At 60.0% G+C, this 21602-nt stretch carries 13 protein-coding genes and 1 pseudogene; 2 read left to right on the forward strand and 12 right to left on the reverse strand.

What is annotated here, in order from left to right; translation table 11 throughout:
* Window positions 1–32: 32 nt before the first annotated feature.
* A complete protein-coding gene (locus tag BFQ01_RS26580; RefSeq protein ID WP_065927579.1) occupies window positions 33–4493 on the reverse strand; it encodes a hypothetical protein in 4461 nt (1486 codons plus the stop codon).
* Between the two features lie 142 nt (window positions 4494–4635).
* Between BFQ01_RS26580 and BFQ01_RS26585 the strand changes: the two genes are divergently transcribed.
* Entirely contained in the window at window positions 4636–6210 is a 1575-nt protein-coding gene (locus BFQ01_RS26585; RefSeq protein WP_065927580.1) for a hypothetical protein, read from the forward strand.
* Window positions 6211–6225: 15 nt separating this feature from the next.
* On the opposite strand, the pseudogene BFQ01_RS33080 reads toward BFQ01_RS26585, so the two are convergent.
* From BFQ01_RS33080 to BFQ01_RS26600, 3 genes and pseudogenes are all read right to left on the reverse strand, one after another.
* A pseudogene (locus BFQ01_RS33080) lies at window positions 6226–6417 on the reverse strand (alpha/beta fold hydrolase); the annotation flags it as partial.
* A gap of 88 nt (window positions 6418–6505) precedes the next feature.
* Window positions 6506–8758, reverse strand: a complete 2253-nt coding sequence (locus BFQ01_RS26595; protein WP_065927582.1) for an ATP-dependent DNA helicase — start codon at window positions 8756–8758, stop codon at window positions 6506–6508.
* Window positions 8755–10404, reverse strand: coding sequence for a VRR-NUC domain-containing protein (locus tag BFQ01_RS26600; RefSeq protein ID WP_065927583.1), 1650 nt, complete (start codon window positions 10402–10404; stop codon window positions 8755–8757). Before BFQ01_RS26600 ends, BFQ01_RS26595 begins: the two co-directional genes overlap by 4 nt.
* A 185-nt stretch (window positions 10405–10589) precedes the next feature.
* Between BFQ01_RS26600 and BFQ01_RS26605 the strand changes: the two genes are divergently transcribed.
* Window positions 10590–10814: a YgdI/YgdR family lipoprotein gene (locus BFQ01_RS26605; protein ID WP_027605784.1), complete on the forward strand. Its 225-nt coding sequence runs from the start codon at window positions 10590–10592 to the stop codon at window positions 10812–10814.
* Between the two features lie 55 nt (window positions 10815–10869).
* Here the strand turns inward: BFQ01_RS26605 and BFQ01_RS26610 are convergent, their stop codons facing one another.
* From BFQ01_RS26610 to BFQ01_RS26645, 8 genes are all read right to left on the reverse strand, one after another.
* The gene (locus BFQ01_RS26610; RefSeq protein ID WP_065927584.1) at window positions 10870–12294 is read right to left on the reverse strand and encodes a polyurethane esterase; all 1425 of its coding nucleotides are present in this window, start codon (window positions 12292–12294) and stop codon (window positions 10870–10872) included.
* Window positions 12295–12334: 40 nt separating this feature from the next.
* The gene (locus BFQ01_RS26615) at window positions 12335–13672 is read right to left on the reverse strand and encodes a TolC family outer membrane protein (RefSeq protein WP_065927585.1); all 1338 of its coding nucleotides are present in this window, start codon (window positions 13670–13672) and stop codon (window positions 12335–12337) included.
* Between the two features lie 2 nt (window positions 13673–13674).
* Complete coding sequence (locus BFQ01_RS26620) at window positions 13675–14967, reverse strand: HlyD family type I secretion periplasmic adaptor subunit (protein WP_065927586.1); 1293 nt, start codon at window positions 14965–14967, stop codon at window positions 13675–13677.
* A 97-nt stretch (window positions 14968–15064) separates the two neighbouring features.
* The gene (locus BFQ01_RS26625) at window positions 15065–16792 is read right to left on the reverse strand and encodes a type I secretion system permease/ATPase (protein WP_065927587.1); all 1728 of its coding nucleotides are present in this window, start codon (window positions 16790–16792) and stop codon (window positions 15065–15067) included.
* 103 nt (window positions 16793–16895) lie between these two features.
* Complete coding sequence (locus BFQ01_RS26630) at window positions 16896–17264, reverse strand: AprI/Inh family metalloprotease inhibitor (RefSeq protein WP_027605779.1); 369 nt, start codon at window positions 17262–17264, stop codon at window positions 16896–16898.
* A gap of 49 nt (window positions 17265–17313) precedes the next feature.
* Window positions 17314–18747: a serralysin family metalloprotease gene (locus BFQ01_RS26635; protein WP_065927588.1), complete on the reverse strand. Its 1434-nt coding sequence runs from the start codon at window positions 18745–18747 to the stop codon at window positions 17314–17316.
* Between the two features lie 367 nt (window positions 18748–19114).
* Window positions 19115–20218, reverse strand: a complete 1104-nt coding sequence (locus tag BFQ01_RS26640; RefSeq protein ID WP_065927589.1) for a DmpA family aminopeptidase — start codon at window positions 20216–20218, stop codon at window positions 19115–19117.
* A 9-nt stretch (window positions 20219–20227) separates the two neighbouring features.
* Window positions 20228–21592: an APC family permease gene (locus tag BFQ01_RS26645; protein WP_065927590.1), complete on the reverse strand. Its 1365-nt coding sequence runs from the start codon at window positions 21590–21592 to the stop codon at window positions 20228–20230.
* Between the last annotated feature and the right edge of the window lie 10 nt (window positions 21593–21602).

Here is a 21602-nt window from a genome sequence, read left to right on the forward strand (position 1 = left end):
CGCGGAGCGTGGGAATGATCAAAGGACCGGATTCAATAGTGCGTTAATGTAAAGTCATCCACCACTAGACGGGGGGTACGCAATGTAAACTCGATAAACTTGATTCCCGCAACTGAATAACTGTGCTTGATAGGAGTAGCCGGCCAGCCAGGAGTGGGTGTAGAGCCAGTTAAAATAACTTTACGATTTGCGTCAAGCAAATTAACCGTAGATTCTCGCATGGCCCAAAATTCCACCTTTACGCATGTAAAATTCAATTCAAAAGAAAGTATTGTCCCGTTACTCTCAGCAGTAACGGCAATAGAGTTGTGAAACTCCGTTGTAGGCCAAATCGAGAAATTGTTCCCAGCACGGACTTGGACTTTCATCGTGGGCGCCACTGCAACATATCCAGGTTTCGCATATAGAAATGGTGGTACTGTTTCAAAGCCCTCAGACTCAACTCTCGGAGTTGTAGATGCCGTATATATGGTGTGGGGAAAACTCACAGCTCCGGCCTCATTCGCATTCGGGTCAAACGCCACTTTGAACTCAACCCGAATCTCTTTGCCATCCGGGCAGCTTCTCAACCAACTCAACAGCACGTAATGATCAATACCTGAGGCCGAAGGGTTTGCGTATCCGTCCCATACCTTATAAGGATTTGTCTGTGCACCTTCGCAATGAAAGATCAGCCAGACCTTATTGCCTGCCACCTGCAAGGGCCACGGTGCAATATTGAGCGGAGGATTTGCTGACATCGCACGGATATCCAACGTACGGTTATGCGCAACGCCATTGATCAATGGCCTCGGCAAATTAGCCTGGGGTATCGGCGTCACCGTTACCGTCACAATTTTCGACGAGTGAACCACGCCTGCACGGGTCACCTCGTATTGGAGCGTGAAGGTCTTGTTGACAGTTCCAACGTTCGCCGCAATCGCCGTCTTGGGAATATCAAACGTGACCACGCCACTGGTCACCCCTGGCTTGGGTGCGATGTCCGGCGAGCCTGCATCGGGGCTCCCCACCATCGTGATCTTGATACTGTCGGTGGTGTACATCGGTGTGTATTCCACCGATACCGTGGCGCCGTTTTGTGCGTTCAACGGGTCCAGGGTCACCGCAGTGCCGGTGCCGGTTGCCTGGGTCAGCTTGGGTACTGGGAACTCAGCCGGCAAGGTGTTGGCGGTATAGCTCGTCACCGGAAAACTCACAGCACCCGCCTCATAGGCATTCGGGTCAAACCCCACTTTGAACTCAACCCGGATCTCATTGCCATCCGGGCAGCTTCTCAACCAATTCAACACCACGTAATGATTAATACCTGAGGCCGAAGGGTTTGCGTATCCGTTCCATGGCTTATAAGGATTTGTCTGTGCACCTTCGCAATGAAAGATCAGCCAGACCCTCTTGCCTGCCACCTGCAAGGGCCACGGTGCAATAGTGAGCGGAGGATTTGCTGACATCGCACCGATATCCAACGTACCGTTATGCGCAACGCCATTGATCAATGGCCTCGGTAAATCAGCCTGGGGGATTGGTGTCACCGTCACCGTCACAATTTTCGACGAGCTAACCACGCCTGCACGGATTACCTGGTACTGGAGCGTGAAGGTCTTGTTGACAGCTCCAACGTTCGCCGCAATCGCCGCGTTGGGAATATCAAACGTGACCACGCCACTGGTCAAACCTGGTTTGGCGGCAATGACTGGCGTACCGGCCCCCCTACTCCCTACCATCGTGACCTCGATGCTGTCGGTGGTGTACATCGGTGTGTATTCCACCGATACAGTTGCGCCGTTTCGTGCGTTCAGAGGGGCCAGGGTCACCGCAGTGCCGGAGCCGGTTGCCTGGGTCAGCCTGGGCACTGGGAACTCGGCAGGTAACGTGTTGACGATGTATGCAACCACCGGAAAAGTAACCGCCTGAGTCTCAACTTTGCTGCGACTGACCGCAGCCTTGAACTCCATTTTCAATTCAGTGCCATGGCCCAACCCATCCAGATAGTCGCGTGGCAGCAGCCTTTCGATGCTCCCAGCAGCAAGCCAAGAGGCATTGACCGCTGACGACCCTGCCCCGTTAAACACCGTACGATCATGGGTGACATTGGCGGCTGTTTTTCCCAGAATCCGCAACCAAATGGGGTAACCCAACGTGATGAACGGCCAGACACCGACGTGGGCCGTGGCGTCCTCGGTAAACGTGCTCAGGTCCAACACCTTGGTGATCGCATTGGCTTCATTGATTTTCAGCGCTGTCTTGGCCAGCTCAGCCAAAGGAATCGGTTTCACCGTGACTGTCAGCGTGCCCGATGTCTTGGGTACACCATTACGTGTCACCACATAGTTGAATTTGACGGTGGTGTCTTGGTTGCGAATGTTCGCGTGAATCGCCGCCTTGGTGATATCGAACTCCACTTGCTCCAAGGCTTGATTACCAGGCTTGGCCGGGATAGCCGGCGACCCGCCGTCGCCAGCACCGTCCATGGTCATCTGGATGGAGTCGATGTTGCGCATGCCCACGTAACTCACCACCAGTTTCGTGCCCTGCTGTACCCGTAGCGGTTCCAGATCCGCAGTACCCGGGCCGGTCACCTGCGCCTCCAGCAATGTCGGTGGAGGTAATTCACCCACTTCACGACTTACCAGCACCTCAGTAATTTTTGAATACCGCGGCATCTCGTCGCCACGTTTCAAGGTATAGAACGCAGTCACCGTACTGTTCAGGTTGTTTGTGACATAGAAGCTTTCGATGTCGTGCTCCGTGGTGTCACCGTCGACGGCCACCTGCACCGGAACTTCGACACGGGCATGCGGGCCGATCCAGTACATCCTGATCCAGTCCCCACGTTTTGTTTCAGTGAACGGTGCAAACACCTTCACGTAAGCGCCGATATCATCGGGGTTCAACTGGCCGCTGATCACCTTATCAACAATTGGTGGGGGCATCGTGCGCTGAAGCTGCCCGACGATAACTTGCATCCGCAGGGATTCCTGAGGCCGACCGCCAGGACGTGTGTGGGCATAGAACACCTCCACAAGCTGGCCAACGAAACGCAGGAGCTCATTGGGGTGCACGGTAAACAGCATGTCTCCGCTGGGCGTAGGTTCAATATCGTCGACTTCACGGCCCACCCGATGTTCGATGGTGTTGTCAGGGCTGCTCACCCGAAAGATCACTTCGAGATAACCGTTACCCGGCCAGCTTGCTTGCAGTGGAAAACGTACCGTCGCCGCGATATCGGGATTAATGTGGCCACCAAAGTCCTCGTCAATCGTCGGCGCCGGCCACCTGAACACTTCCCCGGTGATGTTCAGGTAGAGTTTTTTGGACGGCTGTTCCACCGTCCCCTTCTGAAACAGCAGATGCACACTGGCCGTACCCTCTGCAATGGCGACCACTGACGCGTTGGGGATGTCGAACCTATAGAGGCCTTGCGCACTCAATACCTGTGTGGGTGTATGGGGGATCGAATTGCCTTCGCTGTCCGTACCGGCCCAGATCAGCGTCACATGCGAATACGCACTGATTTCTGCGCTGGTAATCCAGGCCTCAATTTCCACATCCCAACTGCCCAACTCACCCAGATCAATCTCGGTTCCGGTTTCGCTCTCTGGGAAGGCCAGCCAAGGTGCCTCCGGGCGTATTTGATTAAGGTGCACATCAATCAGCGACACCGCCGACCAACGCGCCCACTCATCCGGCAGGTTGCCCCCGGCATCCCTGACTTGGAAGGCCACTCGGGTGAGTGGGTTATTGCCGGCGGCACTGATCGTGGCGTAGTCAACGGTCAGCGTAATGTCGCGCCCCTCCTCGCCGGGTTGCACCCGATGCAGCACCTGCTGTGAGCCCCAGGCCAGAATGATCAGGTCATAAGGGCGCATGTGCAGCCAGTGGCGGATAACAATCTTGATACCTATCAACGCGTCCGCTTCGCTGACGCCATTCAACAGAATCAGCGCCGGGATCACACAGACCAAACCCTGATGGCCGGGCAGTTGGTCATTCGGGTCACGTCCCCCAGGGCGGCTCAGGCTTACCCGTAACTTAAGCTCTTCAGTAAAACTTTCATTGCCGCTGGCGCGTCTTAGCTTGCCGAACACCGGGTTGGCCCAATATTCGACAATACGGCTTGCAGGCACCGTCAGCGGAATAAAGTCCAGGTTTTCATCGCCCTCGCGAATCGGGGTAGAGGCAACCGGAACATTGCGGTTGCCCCAGTAGAGTAAGGCAATGCTTCCCGCAGTCACAGCGACTTTTGGATTGACCAGGTACACGACCAACGGATTCTCTGAATGCCGAAGGCCTACACCGCCATCGGCACCGTCAATATCACCCTCGACCGGCGGCTCAAGCAGCGGTACGACGATGGGAGGAAGAAGTGAGCTCGGCGTCTTTTTCTTGGTCATGGCGAGAGTCCTGCGACGGGTTTCGTCTGGCTTACCCGTATCAAACGCCTGAGAGCCGTGCTTGCCTACTGTCAGAACTAACAGGTGACGACGAATGGCCATCAGGCGAATCCATGTCACAAGGGCCGTCGGTCGGTACCTGTTAATTCTGACAGTATCCGAGGCGCGCGTTCAGGTGTTTGATGGCGTAAACGGCACGCTTGCCCTGGGGCCACGTGCGACGTCCTCTGTCAGGAGAGAGCTCATGTCAGCCAAAAAGAACCAGCCAGCAGTGCCGGTCAAACAGCCTACGGCCACTAAGGCTGCCGCCAAGCAGACGAGCGCCGTAACGCCCAAGGCACCCGCAAAACCCAAGGCCGTGACCTCAGCAAAAGGTAGTTTGAAGGCTGATAAAAAACGCACCCCCAAAAACCTCGACCGCCTCTACATTCCAGGCATGAGCGAAAACGTACCAGGCTTTGATGCAGGCATCCCGAAGTGGCTGTTTGAGTCAGGGGTGACGATACAGGTGGATAAAAACTGGGTCGCAGCGCCTGGCGATATCATTTCGGTGGGTAAGCTGGATAGTGCGGGAACGGTGGTGGTTTTCGCGACCAAAGAACTTACAGCCGACGACATCAAGCTCAACAACTACTTCTTTTCAGCCTCGTCACAAGACCTTCCCGATGGAAAGAATGCCCTGGTGTATGTTGTTCACTATGCCGGTGGTGCGCAGTACGACCAGTCATATCCATTGGAGGTTCTGGTAAAAACCGACATCCCTGCCGGTGATGATCAGGATCAAATAGAACCGGGGCATTCCGCGCTGAAATTCAGCCTGTCCGAAACGGTGATTGTCCCCGGCAACGCCAGCAGGGGCGTTACCGTAACCCTCCAGCTATACCCCAACCTGAATCCCACCGACCGAATCATCCTCCACTGGGGATCAGTCATCATCACTCAACAGGTCGGGGGAGCCGTGAAACCGACGGTTATCACGGTGACCTACCAGGACATCGTCGAAGCGGGCGACAGTGACCGCCTGTTGGTGTGGCTGGAAGTCATCGACCTGGTGGGGAATATTTCGACACCAGGGTCGGCAAGCATGCCGGTGTCGGTCAATCTGGACGTCACCAAGTACGACGGCCCCGTGATTGTAAATGCGGGACCGCTTGGTTATGTCGACTTGGAAGTACTCAACGAACAACCGCTTGAGGTGCAGATGTACACCCCGCCAACGGTTGGGCTGAAAGACGACTTGTACGATGTGATGTTCCGCTCATACCCGCCGAAGGGCGGTGTGAAGGTGGTTCACCAATTTGTGCCTATTAGGATTGCCGGGAGACCGGTATCGGCGTTCTTCGACTTCCTCGACGTACGGGCTGCCGCTGAAGGCCGCCTGGAGATCAGCTTCGTGCTGAGAAAGGCTGCCCCGCCCTTTGAGATCTATTCCAAGAAAACAACGGCCGAGGTCAAAGGCTCCATTTTCCGCCTGGAAGCACCTACGGTTGAAGGCTACCCAGACGATCATATCCACGACAATCCAGAGCACGTGATCGTCAACATTCCTTACTACGCGTGGCGCCAACCGACCGACCGCATTTCGTTGATCCTGCGCTACGTAAAATCGTTGAACGACATCATTCTGCACATCGAAGAAAAAGAGGTCGGCCCATCCTGGCCGGAACGCTCACCGGTGCAGCGCTTGCTCGAGCGTGTGCAATTGCAGCAGTTCAAAGGCTACCGTCCTGAACTGTATTACGTGATCTCCACCGGTTTCACCCAGGCACGTGCAGTGGACTTGAACGAATCCTGGCGTCGGGCACTGACCATCAGTTGAGCACGCCGCAGGCCCTCAACCGGTGCGGTCTAAAAAGTCGAGTAGCAACGTATTGACCTGCCGCGTTTGCTCGCTCTGGATCCAATGGCCACAGTTGTCCAGGACATGCTGTTCAAGGTCAGGCACCCACTCGGGCATTCGCTTGAGTGGGTGAGCTTCAAACACACCTACAGGATCGCGACTGCCAATCAGGAATAGCGCTGGCTTCGGCTCATTGGCGAGGCCTGTCTGAGGTTTTTTTCCAGCCTGCGGGATCCGTTGGCTAAGGACCAGCATCATTGATGGCAGGAATCACTCAATCAACTGCCCACCACCTCGGCAACAACTGCCGCACCCTGCCCTCCCCAAACCGATCATCCATCAACATCACCACACCCCGGTCGTGCTGGCTGCGGATCACCCTCCCCGCCGCCTGCACAACCTTTTGGATGCCGGGGTACAGGTAGGTGTAGTCGTACCCTGCGCCAAAAATCGCCGCCATGCGCAGTTTTATCTGCTCGTTGACCGGGTTGAGTTGCGGCAACCCCAGGGTGGCGATAAATGCGCCGATCAGGCGTGTGCCCGGCAAGTCGATGCCCTCGCCAAACGCGCCGCCCAGCACGGCAAAGCCGATGCCTTGGCTATGTTCGGTGAATTGGTCGAGAAACCCTTGGCGTTCGGCCTCGGCCATGCCCCGCGACTGGTGCCACAACGGGATCTGCGGGTGTGTTTCGGCGAGCAGTTGCGCCACCTGTTGGAGGTAATCAAAGCTTGAGAAAAACGCCAGGTAGTTGCCCGGTTGCCGGGCGAACTGGCGGGCGATCAGCTCGACAATCGGCGCCAGCGAGGCTTGGCGATGCACGAAGCGGGTGGAAATGTCGCCGACGATGCGCACGTGCAGTTGTTCGGCCTTGAACGGCGACTCCACGTCGACCCAGGCCGTGTCCGCTGGCAGCCCCAGCAGGTCGGCGTAATAGTGGCGAGGGCTCAAGGTGGCGGAAAACAACACGCTGCTGCGGGCCGCCGTCAAGCGCGGCCGGATGAATTCGGCGGGTACCACGTTACGCAGGCACAGGGTCGAGCTGCTGCGTTTGCCGCCGAGCTGGCGCTTGCTGATGTCGAAGATGAAGTGCTCGTTGAACAGCTCGGCGACCTTGGTAAATTGTAGCGCTTCGAAGTAGAAGGCTTGCAGGTCACCGCTGAGGGCTTCGGGGTGGTCGTTGAAGTAATCACCCAGGGCGCTGGTGCACAGGTTCAGGGCCTGGAGCAGTTTGTCCGGCCTGGAGGCATAGGCTTGGTACGGCGCGACCTGGTCTTTGTGCAGGGCGTTCCATTCGCGGTTGAGGCGCTGCAGGGGTTTCTTCAGCGGCTCGGGCGCGGTGTCGCGCAGGATCTTCAGGCTGTACTGGTCGAGGCTCGCGCTGTACATCGAGCGCGCACGTTCCACCAGGTTGTGGGCTTCGTCCACCAGCACGGCAGCGCGCCATTGGTTGAGTTGGGCCAGGCCGAAGAGCATGGCGCCGAAGTCGAAATAGTAGTTGTAGTCGGCAACCACCAGGTCGGCCCAGCGTGCCATTTCCTGGCTCAGGTAATAGGGGCACACCCTGTGATCGAGGGCGACATTGCGCAGGTTGTGTTGGTCGAGCAGGCGGACCTTGGACGCGGCAAGGCGGGCGGCGGGCAAACGGTCGTAGAAGCCCTTGGCCAAGGGGCAGGCGTCGCCGTGACAGGCCTTGTCCAAGTGCTCGCAGGCCTTGTCCCGCGCCACCAGCTCGAGAACACGCAGGGGCAGGTCGCTGCTGGCATGCAGCACCTTGGCTGCATCGAGGGCGAGTTGGCGACCGGGGGTCTTGGCGGTGAGGAAAAACACCTTGTCCAGTTGCTGGGGCGCCAGGGCCTTGAGCAGCGGGAAGATCGTGCCGATGGTCTTGCCGATGCCCGTGGGGGCCTGGGCCATCAGGCAACGGCCGGTGCTGACGGCCTTGTACACCGACTCGGCCAGAGTGCGTTGGCCGGGGCGAAAATCGGCATGGGGGAAACCCAAGGTCTGCGCCGCAACGTCGCGCGCTTCACGGTGCTGCATTTCCTGGCGGGCCCAGCCGAGAAACAGTGCACATTGCTGATTGAAGAACGCTTGCAGCTCGTCCGCCTGGAAACGTTGATTGAGCAGGGTTTCGCCTTCGCCGACGATATCGAAATACACCAGCGCCACGTCGATATCCGTGAGGCCAAGCTTCTGGCACATCAACCAGCCGTACACCTTGGCCTGGGCCCAATGCAGTTGCCGGTGGTTGGCGGGCTGGGCAGCCAGGTCGCCTCGATAGGTCTTCACTTCTTCCAGGCGGTTGGCGTCCGGGTCATAGCCGTCTGCCCTGCCCCGCACCTTCAGTTGCTGGTAGTCGCCCTCGAGGGCCACTTCGTTCTGGTAGTGCGCGCTGCGTCGCGAAGCAACGGTGCGATGGCCCGCTATACCTTCCTGGGCGCTGGGCGACGGGGTAAAGCGCAGGTCCAGGTCGCCGACCTTGGCGGTGAACTCGCACAGCGCCCGCACGGCTACGCTGTAGCTCAAGCGGGTTGCTCCGCCCAGCGTACGTAGCAGACGGTGACGGGCATCTGGTATTCACCGCAGAACTCCAGCCAACGCAGCTGGTTGTCCTGCAGGCGGTCGCCAGGGCCCTTGACCTCGATCATGCGATAGGTCTTCTGCGCCGGCCAGAACTGGATCAGGTCCGGCATGCCGGCGCGGTTGGCGCGGATATCCAGCAGCAACCGTTCGAACCAGTAGCGCAGGTGTTCGGCGGGCAGGCAGGCCAAGGCTTGTTCCAGCAGGTCTTCACTGAGCAGGTTCCAGAACACAAAGGGCGACTGGATCCCCCACTTATCGAGGTAGCGTTGGCGGATGGTGGTTGTGTAGCGCCCGTCCTGTAGTTGCGCAAAACACGCGTCAAACAGGGGGACGCGGCGCGCGTGGAAGTCTTCGCTGTGCAGGTCCGCCGGCCCACGCTGGAACGGGTGGAAAAACGCACCCGGCAGTGGTGCGAAGATCGCATCCCAGCACAGCAGGCCGAACAGCGAATTGATCAGGCCGTTCTCGACGTAGTGCACCGGTGCATCAGGTGCGCTCAGGTGGGCCTGGACACAGGATTCCACCGACATCAACGGCTCCGGCAGCGCAAGTTCCAGGTCCAGGCGTGTGACTTCACGGGATTTGAGCGTCGGCAGCCGGGGTTCGCCGAGCTTGCGGCGCAGACGGGGCATGACGCGCAACAGGTGTTGCTGTTCGGCGGCACTTTCCGGTGCCTGTTGCGCGATGCTTGCCAGGGCCATGGCCTGGGCGTAATCCTCCTGGCGCTCCAGCACGCGAATCAGCCGCGCGCGCGCGCCGGGGTAGGCGCAGGTGCGGTAGATCTGCTGCGCCAGGTCCAACTCGGCACCGCGCTCGCAATACTGGCCGAGCTGGAACAACAGCTTGGCCCGGCGCTTTTCCAGCCAGGGGTTGTCGGTGTTCAGCGTGGCCACTTCAGCCAGCACCTGCGCCAGCGCCTCACCGCGTTCAAACGCCTGCTGGCATTGGTGCAGGAATAGAAAACCGTGCACGTCGGCGCGGCTGCGCAACCCCCGCGATTCGGCGCAGAACTCGACTTTTTCATAGGTGTAGATGCCCAGGTCCGCGAGGACAAACTCGGACCAGTCCTGGTGCAGGTTGCCGAAGAACATCAGCCGCAGGCGGTCGCATAACTCCATCACGGTGAGGCTGTACAGCGTGTCGGCCAGGTCCGGGCACCAGTCGGCGAAACGGCGCGTGTCGGTGAACTGCGCCGCCAACCCTTCCAGCCAATCGACCTTCTTGCCCTTGGGCTGGCCGATCCAGGGGGCGAAGGTGCTGAGGATCTCGCCTTTTTGCAGCAAGGCGAATAATGCTTCAAATGCCAGAAGATGGTTGTCGTCCACCCATCCCAATTCCCGCAAAGGCGCGGCAGCGGCATGGGGGCAACCGATCTCCACGTAGTGCAGCTTGCCCGCGCGAAAATGCACGCCCTTGCGCATCACCATGCGCACCAACAGCGCCTGGGAGGCTTGCGGCAACCTGTCGAATTGCTGAATGAAATGCTTTTCGTCAGGGTCGAGCAGATCGGCATAGCGTTGCCCCAGCCAATGCAGGACCTGGCGGAAGTTATGCAGGTAATAGAGCGGGTTTTCGAGGGGATTGGCCATGGTACGCATTGGTCGAATACTGGTTATGCATACAGAGTGCCGTCGTAAATGCGGTGTTGCAATCGGTAATAGATAAATGGCACACGCAACTTTTTGCATAAAAATGATCAGATGGGGAGTCGATGGCGTAACATTTGTCGCCCGCGTCCCTGGCGTGGGATTTTTCAGGGTTAAAGGTAAGGGTTATGAACATGAAGAATTTGGGGCTGCCACTGGTTGCACTCACTTTTCTGGTATTGGCCGGTTGCGCGACGCAAACCGTAGTGACACTGCAAAATGGCACGCAGTATTTGACCAAGGACTCTCCAAAAACCAAGACGGCCGACGGGTTTTATGAGTTCACCGATATCGCCGGCAAGCGCATCCGCGTCAAAGCCGACGATGTGGCCACGGTGCGCAAGGAAGACTGATTTCCAGCGGCCCGCACTGATCAAATGTGGGAGAGGGCTTGCCCCTCCCACCGTTTTAACCGATCACAATCCCCTCCCCCGACAAGCCAACCACCCCCACCAACGTCACCGAATCCGCGCCAAAACTGATCACCGTATCCCCGCCCACGACCTTGGCGTGATCACGGTAATCCGCACTCCCCTCAACGTCCCTGAACACCAGCTTGTCCGTCGCTTGATAGCCGATAATCCGGTCCTGGCCAAACTGCCCGCTGAACAAAAAGGTGTTATGCCCGCTGCTGTCGCGGATCGTGTCATTGCCCTTGCCGCCCTCGATAAAGTCCGCGCCCTTGCCGCCCTGGATCAGGTCATTGCCGTCACTGCCAATGATGTAGGTATCGCCCTTGTGCGGTTCGGCATTGCGGTTGAGGTCCTGCACCCAGGTGGTGGCGCGTGCCGGGTCGGACAGGTTGGCGACGATAATCGTCGAGTCGCGGCTCATCTGCCCATAGAACCCGGACTCGAGGATGCGCGTCATCCCATCGCCATAACCCGTAGGCAAATGGGAGATCCAGGTCGGCAGGTTGGTGATGGAAAACGGCAGCACATTCCACAGCGTCGAAGCGTAGTGGTCGTTAAAGCTGACGATATTGTCGGTGGTTGATTCATGGGGTTTGTCATGCACGCCCAACGATGACCAATTGAAGGATGATCCGTCCAGCGCACGGAATACCGGGTCGTTTTCGTAGCCGATATTAAGCACCTTGTCGCCAGCGCTCTGGGTCGGCGAGGCGTAGGCCAGGTAGTTGGCGTCCTGGTAGAAACCCGCCCATTTGCTGCTGCTCAAGTCGGCCATGCTGTTGACCGCCAGGCCGCCCAGGCTATGGCCGCTGACCACTACGTCGTGGCCGCTGAGGCCGTGGGCACTGGCGTAGTCGGCGACGTTCTTGAGCAGGCCGCCAAAGGCTTCACCGGCATAGTTCTTCGCGTAATCCTTGGGGCCCAACGCTGCGAGCAGATCGCTGACCAGATCGCCAATGGAGTCGCTGACCAGCGTTTCCCGAGGGCCCGACGTACCGCGAAAACCGATACCGATTTCCAGCAGCTTGCCGGCTTCATCGTACTTGCCCAGCACCTCGACCTGGGCTGTGGTGTAGCCGGCTTTTTCGCCGAAGAACGTGCCTCGGGCGTCGACCTTGCCGGTATAGCCCAGGGTGCTTGCGCTGATGGGCGTCCAACCGGCTTGTTGCACGGCCTCCAAGGCGGCTTTCTCCGAATCCGGGTTCCAGGGAATGCCGGGAATCACGCCCTGGGAATCCGTACTGCCCAGCAGTGCAGCGACCAGCGTGGCGGGCAAACCGAGCCCCAGGCCGTTGTGCTGGTAGCCCACGGCAAAGCCGTTATCCAGGTTGTGATAGGAGTACAGCGTGATCGCCATGGCATCGGCGAACAACGCTTTGGAGCCCTCGGCTCCGAGGTTTTTATAGTCGAACACACCCATGGTATTGCCTCTCTGTTGTTGGAATTGTCGAGAAAGCCAATTAATGCGGTGCCGGCCCGAACGCCTCATCCACCTTGGCCAGGTCGGTGTCGCGCAGGTTGCCGGCGTAGTAGTGCAATTTGGTCCAGGCCATCAGGTAGTCGTAACGCGCCTGGGCCAGGTCGCGCCGCGTGCTGTAGAGCTGTTGTTCGGCGTTCAGCGCATCGAGGTTGACCCGCTCGCCACCGAGGATGCTCTGCTGGGTCGACAGCACCAGTGCTTCTGCGGAGGTCAGGGCCTTTTGGTAAGCGCGCAGTTTGCTCACGCCAGACAGGCACGCGCTGAACTGCCGACGCAGTTCGATCAGGGTCTCGCGGGTCTTGCCTTCCAGCTCGTACTCGGCCTGTTCCATGGCGCGACTGGCCTGGCGGGTGGACGCGGAGATGCCGCCACCGGCATACAACGGCAGGCTCACTTCGACGCCGATGGTGTTGGTGTCGTAGCGCTGGTTGTAGGTGTTGCCGCTGTCGGACTCCTGCTGGCGCGAACTGGCGTACGCAGTGACCTTGGGCAGGTGTCCGGCGCGGTTACGCTCCACTTCATAACGCGCGACTTCCAGGGCCTGGCGCTGGGACGCCAGCGTGGGGTTGTTGCTGATCGCCAGTTCATGCCAGGTGTCGTAGTTGGCCGGGGTCAGGGTGAACGCGGCGAAACCTTCGTTCAACGGGGCGAGGTCGTCGATGTTGACGCTTTGCACACCGATCAGCGCACCCAGTTCTCTAAGCGAGGCGTCCTGCTCGTCCAGCGCCTGGATCTCTTCGGCGGTGGCCAGCTCATAGCGCGACTCGGCTTCGAGGATATCGGTGCGGGTGCCCTCGCCCTGCTGGAACAGGTGCCGGTTCTGCTGGAACTGCTGCTCGAAGGCCTTCTTCTTGGCCCGTGCGATGTCGATCTGGTCCTGGGCAAACAGCGCCTGGGTGTAATAGCTCAGCACCCGCACCAGCAGCGCCTGGCTCTTGTCGCGAAAGCTTTCATCGGCGAACAGCGCCTGGGCCACGCCCTTGCGGTAGTTGGCGTAGGCCTCATAGTCGAACAGCGGCTGTTGCAGGCTGAAGGTCGAGCCGTAGCTGTTGTAGTTGCGGTCGTCGTGGTAATTGCCGCCGCGGCCGTCGGGCAAGGTGGCCTGGGAGTTGTTGCGGCCCTTGTTGTAGTTATACGACAGCTTGGGCAGCAAGCCTGCGCGGCCGATGGTGCGGTTTTCCAGGCCGGCGTCGCGCTCCTTGATCGCACCGAGAAACACCGGATCGTTACGCAAGGCCTGTTCGTATACATCGAACGGGCCCATGGCGGCCTGGGCGTTAATGCAGGTAAACAGCAAGGCGATGAACACAGCTTTCATGCTCATTCCTCGGTCAACGCGGAGCCGGCGCGGTCGAGCAGCGGCTTGAACAGGTAATTGAGCAACGAACGCTCGCCGGTGCGCACAAACATCTCGGCGGGCATGCCCGGCTTGATGACCAGGCCGTGGAGTGTCTCCAGTGCTGCCTCGCTGACGGTGGTGCGCAATACGTAATACGGCGCGCCGGTTTTTTCGTCGAGCATCTGGTCGGCGGAAATCAGGCTGACCTCCCCCGGCACACGCGGGGTGCGGCTCTGGTTGAAGGCGGTGAACAGGATATCCACCGGCAGGTGCGTGCCGACCTTGTCCACCAGGTGCACCGGCAAATGCCCTTCCACTTCCAGGCGCGTGCCCTGGGGCACGATTTCCAACAGGGTTTCACCGGCACGCACCACGGCGCCTTCGGTGTGCACGCTGAGGTTGACCGCAATGCCGTCAGCCGGTGCGTTGATCTCGCTGTGTTGCAGATCGAAGCCGGCCGAGGTGAGTTGCTGCTCGAGGGTCAGGCTGCGCAATTGCGCGTCGGCCAATTGGCTGCGCACGTCCTTCTGGTATTCCTCGCTGTGCTGCTGCAATTTCAGGCGCGATTCAAGGATGCCCTGCTCCACCCGGCCGCTCTCTCCGGTGTTCTGCGCCAGGTCCTGTTGCACCTGGGACAGCTGGCGTTGGTACTCCATCAGCCGGTTGCGCGGGATATAGCCGTTGTCGGCCAGGGGTTGCAGGTTGCTGAGTTGGTCGCGCAGGGACTGGGCCTGGGCGGTCAGGTCGCTGCGGGCGCGGCGCATGCCGTTGAGCTGTGCGGTGGCGCCCTCGATATTCGCGCGGATGCCTGCCTGTTCACGGGCAAAGGCTTCGCGACGGCTGCTGAACAATTGGCGCTGGCCTTCCAGGACCAACGCCAGTGCGGGATCGGGGTTGCTGCTCAGCTCGGCGGGAAAGGTGATAGCGGATTGATTGTCGCGCTCGCTCTGCCACCGCGCGACGCTGGCCCAGGCCATGCGGTACTGGGCCTGCAGGGACTGCACGTCGGCCTGATTCTGGGTCTGGTCGAGACGGAACAGCGGCTGGCCTTGCTTCACCAGCTCACCCTCCTTGACCAGGATCCGACTGACCACGCCGGGGCTGAAGGTTTGCACCGCCTTGCGTTTGCCCGACACCACCACCGTGCCCTGCACCGGGATGCCCTGGTCCAGGGGCGCCAGGCTGGCCCAGAGGAAAAAGCCACCGGCACCGACCACGGTCAGCAGCCAGCCCATGCGTACGAAAAATCGGGCGTCGTGTTGTTCATGAATCATGCTGACATCCTTACTGCTTGACGCAAAACCTGTAGGAGCGAGCTTGCTCGCGAAAAACTCAGCGTCACCGCGTGTATCCAATCAGGGCGCATCATCGTTAACGCCCTTCGCGAGCAAGCTCGCTCCTACCTTGGGGCGCTTGGTCACGGTGGCCGGACAACGCCCGCAGCACGTCCTGGCTCGGCCCGAATGCCTGCAAACGCCCTTCGTTGAGCACCAGCAATTTATCGGCCTGGGCCAAGGCCGAAGAACGATGGGTCACCAGCACCACACTGCTGCCCTGGGCCTTCATCTGGACAATGGCGCTGGCCAGCGCGGCTTCGCCGACGGTGTCGAGGTTGGAGTTGGGCTCGTCCAGGACGATCAAGCGCGGCCCGCCGTACAGCGCACGTGCCAGAGCTACGCGTTGTTTCTGGCCGCCGGACAGACCACCGCCGTTATCGCCGAGGACCGTGTCATAACCGTGGGGCAGGCGCAGGATCAATTCATGCACGCCGGCTTGCTGCGCAGCCCGCACCACCCGCTCGGGGTCGGCCTCGCGAAAACGTGCGATGTTGTCGGCGATGCTGCCACTGAACAGTTCAATGTCCTGGGGCAGATAGCCGATGTACGGGCCGAGGTCGTCGCGGTCCCAGCGGTGAATGTCCGCACCGTCCAGGCGCACGGTGCCGGCCAGGGTCGGCCACACGCCCACCAACACACGGGCCAGGGTGGATTTGCCGGAGCCCGAGGCGCCAAGCACGCCGAGCACTTCGCCGGCGCCGAGGCTGAAGCTGACCTGATGCAGGGTGGGCATGCGCCGCCCGGGCGGCCCCGCGCTGACCTGTTCGAAGCTGACCTGGCCCTGGGGTGCGGGCAATTTCATCTGCTCCACTTCCGGCGGAAACTCGCGCAGCAATTCGTCCAGCCGCTGGTAGGCCAGCTTGGCCGAACTCCATTGCTTCCAGACCGCAATCAACTGGTCGATGGGGCTGAGTACACGGCCCATCAGGATCGAGCCCGCGATCATCATCCCGGCGGTCATGTCGCCCTTGATCACCAGCAGCGCGCCCAGACCCAGCACCAGGGATTGCAGGCACAGGCGCAGGGATTTGCTCAACGAGGTGATCACCGACCCGGTATCACTGGCTCTGTTCTGCAAACCCAGGAACTGCGAATGCACAGCAAACCAGCGGTGGCGCAACGCGCCGAGCATGCCCATGGCCTGGATGGTTTCGGCGTTGTGTAAATGGCTGGTGGCCAGCTGCGTCGACTGCTGGGAGAAGCCACTGGCCTCGCCCAAGGGTTTCTTGGTCAGGTATTCGTTGAGGCACGCAAGGCCGATCAACAGCACTGCGCCGGCGGTGGCCAACACCCCGAGCCAGACGTTGAAGAGGAAAATCACCAACAGATAGATGGGAAACCACGGCGCATCGAAGAACGCAAACAGCGCCGGCCCGGTGATGAATTGGCGGATATGGGTCAAGTCACCCAGGGATTGCCCGGCATGCCCCTGGCCGCGTTGCAGGTTGCGTTCGAACGCAGCCTTGTACACGCGCAAGTTGAAACGCCGCTCCAACTGGCTGCCGATGCGGATCACGATAAAACTGCGGATGACCTCGAGCAGGCCAATAAACGCAAAGAAGCCCACCACCATCAGGGTCAACATCACCAGGGTGGTTTCATTCTGCGAGGAGAGCACACGGTCATACACTTGCAGCATGTAGATCGACGGCACCAGCATCAACAGGTTAATCAGCGCGGTAAAACAACCGACGCTGATCAAGATGCTCTTGTATTCACCCAGCGCCTTGAATAAAGGCGCAACCGCATGGGGCCTGGCCATAGGTTCTGATCTTCCTTGAATCAAATTACGCGCATAAGTTTGCCGTCCTCCGCGATAGAGGCCGCTCAACTAATGAAATCGAGTTATAGGCTTATAACAACAACTAAGGCACTCGTTTTAATTCAACCACGGTGCCGGACTTCGTCCGCGCCTGATACTCGCCGTCTTTCTGACGATTCAAATGGGTGATCCCGCTGCCTTCGGCATTGAACAGCCAGATACCGTCGGGTGTGGGCGACCAGGTCAGGGGCTTGTCCCCCAGCCACTGCGCCACGCAGGCCACATCGCCGCCCAAAGCATTGGCCTGCTCGAGCAGGTCCAGTGCACACACCTGATCCTGCTGGTGCAACTGCCAATGCCCGGCCAGCTGGGCGCTGGTGGGTAAAACAAGACTGCTCGCCATTGCGTGGGCTCCTGCCGACACGAACATCACCTGCAATACGCAGGCGATCACATTGTAAAAACGCTGCATCTGTACGCTCCAGCCTGGAGACGCGGCGCTTGCGCGCCGCGCCCGTGCATCATGCCACGATGTCGCTGACCGCTGCCTGGCCGACGGTGGTGACGAGGAAATCCGCCACGCCGTGCCCGGAGAAGTCGACGGCCAGGGTGCCCAGGTTGGTGCCTGCCGCGTAGGTCAATACCGCATCGCCGGCATGCCCGGTAAAGGCATTGACGAAGGTCAGGCCGGCCCCTTTGGTGATGCCGCTGAGGTCGATCTTGTCGGAGCCCGAGGTGAAGTCAAAGATCTTGTCCGCCGCCCCTGGCTTGGAATCGGAACTGGCGCCGAACACAAACGTGTCGTTGCCCGCGCCGCCCCACAGTTGATCCGCGCCGCCGCCACCGTAGATGAGGTCGTTGCCGGCCCCACCCTTGATCACGTTGGCCGCGTTGTTGCCGATGATCAGGTCATTGCCCGCACCGCCGAACGCGTTCTCGACGGTCACGCCCTTGGCGATGGAGACGTTGCCGACCAGGCCGCCAACGTCGGAGAACGAGGCCTCATTGAGGTTGATCTTCTGGTTCTGGGTGAAGCCGGAGAAGTCCAGGGTGTCATTGCCGCCACCGTCCCAGACCGAGAACACCAGCTTGTCGGCGTTGGACGTGGCGCTGAGGAAATCACGCCCGGTGTTGGAGTTGAACCCGTAGGTGGTGTCGCCGGCGCGGGTGTTGTAGTTGGCACCGTAGAGCTTCTGGATCGCGGCGATGTCGTCGATCAGCGGGCCAGAGGCATAGGCTTCTACCCCGCCTTTACTGAAGTTCTGGTTGGTGTTGCTCTCGCTCCAGTAACTCATGAGGCTGTAGCCGCGCGTGTCCTGTCCATAGGTCGCGTCGTTGTAGGTCGGGGCGCCTTCGCCGGCGTTGTAGTCGCCAGGGTGAGCCAGGCCCAGGGTATGCCCGATTTCGTGGGTCAGGGTCTGCCGGCCATAGTTGTTCAGGTCCGGGGTCTTGTTCGGCGTGTAGCTGTTGTTGGTCAGGTACCACGAGGTGCCGTCGTAGCCTGCACCGGTGCCGGGCAGGTAGGCGAAGGCTGCCGCGCCGTCCTGGCCGCTGCTGTAGTTGCCGAATGTCATGTGGCCGTCACCGCCGGTGGCTTTCTCGGTGAAGGTGACGTTGGCCACGTCCGACCAGGATTGCATGGCCAGGGCGGCCTGTGCTTTCTGCTGGGCGTTGAACTGGCTGAAGCCCGAGATACCATGTTTGTTCATGGTGCTCGAGGACGCCGAGGTCAGGAAGGTGTAGGTCAGGTCGATCTTGCCGTTGCCGTCAAAGTCCCGGTACGCGGCGCCGTCGCGCAGCAGCTGGGTGGCCGCCTGGTCAACGGTGTAGGAGGGTTTGCCATTGATCGTGAGATTGCCGCCACGGTCATACAGATGGCTGAAGCTATCGATTTGCGAGTAAGCGGTGCTGGCTTGCGCCGCCGACACGATAGCCTTGTCTTTTGCTTTTGACATAAACGTACTTCCTTGTTTGCAAATGCATCAGTCTTGGGTCGATAGGAATCCCGTGGGCGAGATCGTCCTATCACTCGCCTCTTTTGAAGGCGTCACGAAACTGACACAACTTGAAATCTTTCGTCTACATCTTTTCCAGCATGAAAATCGGGCAACAAACATGCATTCCAAGTTAGGCGCCGTATCTGTTGGGCAACGTTGCTGTTGTCCGACAAAAGACAGCGGAGGGTTATTTAAATATTAAATAGCGCTAAAGCCACTCAAGTTGAACGGCGCACTTGATAATTGGATCCATTGTATTGTCACGGTGTCATTGGCGACATTAAACAGCCACTGTTTATATTTATATATCGGCGCTGGCCCTCCCTTATCGGGACGCGCGCCAGCCCGTGTCGTGCAATGCCCGTATCAACGTTTCGCCTTTCAAGCCCGGAACCTGTACGCCGTCGTCGGTCACCATGTCTTCGCCCGCCAGGATTGCGTTGATGATCGCCTCCTCCACCGCCTCCGCCGCAGCGCTGAACAGCGGGGATATATGATCGTTATTCACCATCTGCAAGGTGCTGCTCAACGGCAGGCCCTTGCGCGCGTAGTCCGCTGGCGGCAGTTCCTGGTTGCCAGTGGCGAAGGCCAGGAACAGGTCGCCGCTGGAATCCTCGGTGCCACCGCCGGTGCGCGCGATGCCTATAGACGCGCGTTGTGCCAGGCGCTGGCATTGGTGCGGCAGCAGGGGCGCATCCGTGGCGATGATCACCACGATCGAGCCCATGCCCGGCGTGCCTCGTTCGGCAAAGGGTGACGGCAGGTCCATCAAGCGGCGGCCCACCGGATAGCCGTCGACCCGCAGTTCCTGGCGCTTGCCATGGTTGGCCTGGACCAGCACGCCGACAGTCCAACCGCCCTGCTCTGCCGGCAAACGGCGCGAGGCGCTGCCGATACCGCCCTTGAATTCATGGCAGATCATCCCCGTCCCACCGCCCACCGCGCCTTCTTGCACGGGGCCGCGTTCGGCGCTGTCCAGCGCCTGGCGCACATGCTCGGGGGTGACGTGCTGGCCCCAGATATCGTTGAGCAGGCCGTCGTAGGTTTCCATCACCACCGGCATGCACCAGTACACCGCCGGGTCCGCCAGGCGCTTGTGCTCCAGGGCAATCAAGGTGTCGCGCACGATGCCGATGCTGTGGGTGTTGGTGATGGCCAGCGGCGTGGTCAACAGGCCCGCCTCGCTGATCCATTCCAGGCCAGTGGCGTCGCCATTGCCGTTCAGCACGTGATACCCGGCAAAGCATGGCTGCAACCGCGCTTCCCCGGCGCGGGGCTGGACCACGCTGACGCCAGTGCGCACCTGTTTACCGTCGACGCGGGTCTTGAGCGTACAGTGACCGACCCGAACCCCGGGAACGTCGGTGATGGCATTCAACTCGCCGGGTGTGCCCAGCCCCAGCGTGATGCCCAATTGACGTGCACGCATAACCACTCCTTACAATTTTTGAAAGGCCGGACTCGACCGGCCACTGATGCAATACAGAATCACCGACAGGGCCAGCAAGCCGATGATGATCATGATGTCGCGTACTGACGCCGCGTAGATCAAGGTCACCAGCAAGTAACCCGCGCCCAGTGCAGCCAGCAACGCCGGCAGCGGCCACAGCGGCATGCGATAGGGATGCTCGCGGTCGCGCAGCAGCACGCGGCTCATCAGCGCGCTCAACGCCACCACCAGGTACACCAATATGATCAGCAATACGCTGAACGAGGTGAGGTCGGTCAGGTTGGAGCTGAAGCTCAGCAACGCCGACGGGATCGCCAGGAACAGCGTGGCCAGCCAGGGTGAATCCCAGCGCGGATGAATGCGGGTAAACAGCTTGTTGATGGTAGGCGTCCACAATGCATCGCGCCCGCTGCTGAACACCACGCGGCCAATCTGGATAACGATGGCGACGATGGCGTTGAACACCGACAGGAAGATGCCCGCGCTGACCAGGCGCGACAGGGTTTCATTGCCATGGCTGGTGAGCAGGTAGCCGATGGGGTCCGGGCTGCTGATCATCGCACTCAGTGACGGCGCGCCGATCAGCAGCGCCGTGATCGGCACCAGCTCGATCACCACCACCAGGCCCAGGGACCACAGCACCGCCTTGTGTACGCCCTTGCCCCCGCATTTCATGTCTTCGGCCAGCAACACGGCGGGGCCGTAACCGTTGTAGGAAAACAGGCCAATGCCTACCGCGCCGATCACCAGGGCCCAGGGCGCCAGGTGCAACACACCGTTTTCGACGATCTGGGGTTGAAACAGCACGCTGGCCGGCTGCACCGGGTTACCGAAGCCGATGCACACGATCACCAGCAACGCCGCGACTTCCAGCAGCAGGCAGGCCCCGGTGATCCAGGCGTTGAGCTTGATATTGAGGATACCCAGGGCGTAGCTGCACACCACGATCACCAGGGCCACGGTTTGCGCGTCGAATCTGGTACCCAAAGCATTGTTGAGGTAGGTTGCGGCACCGGTGGCCAATACCGGCGGGATAAACAGCAGCATCACCAATACGGTCAGGAACGTCGCGTAGCCGGCCATGCCGCCGAACACGCGCTTGGCATACACATACTCGCCACCGGCGCTGTTATGGGCGCGGCCCAGTTCGGCGTAGCAAAACGCGAACATCAGCGCGAGCAGCCCTGCCATCACGAACGCCAGGAACACGCCGCTGCCAGCCTGCTGGATGGCAAAGGGCGCGATCACGAAAACGGAACTGGCGGGGGTCACAGCCGAAACGGTAATGGCCACCACATCGAAGACGCTCAGGGTGGGTTTCAGCACGCCGTCGGGCGTGGGGGAAGTGCTCATATCGTTATCC

Source organism: Pseudomonas sp. 8 R 14, assembly GCF_900005955.1.
GTDB lineage: Bacteria > Pseudomonadota > Gammaproteobacteria > Pseudomonadales > Pseudomonadaceae > Aquipseudomonas > Aquipseudomonas marginalis.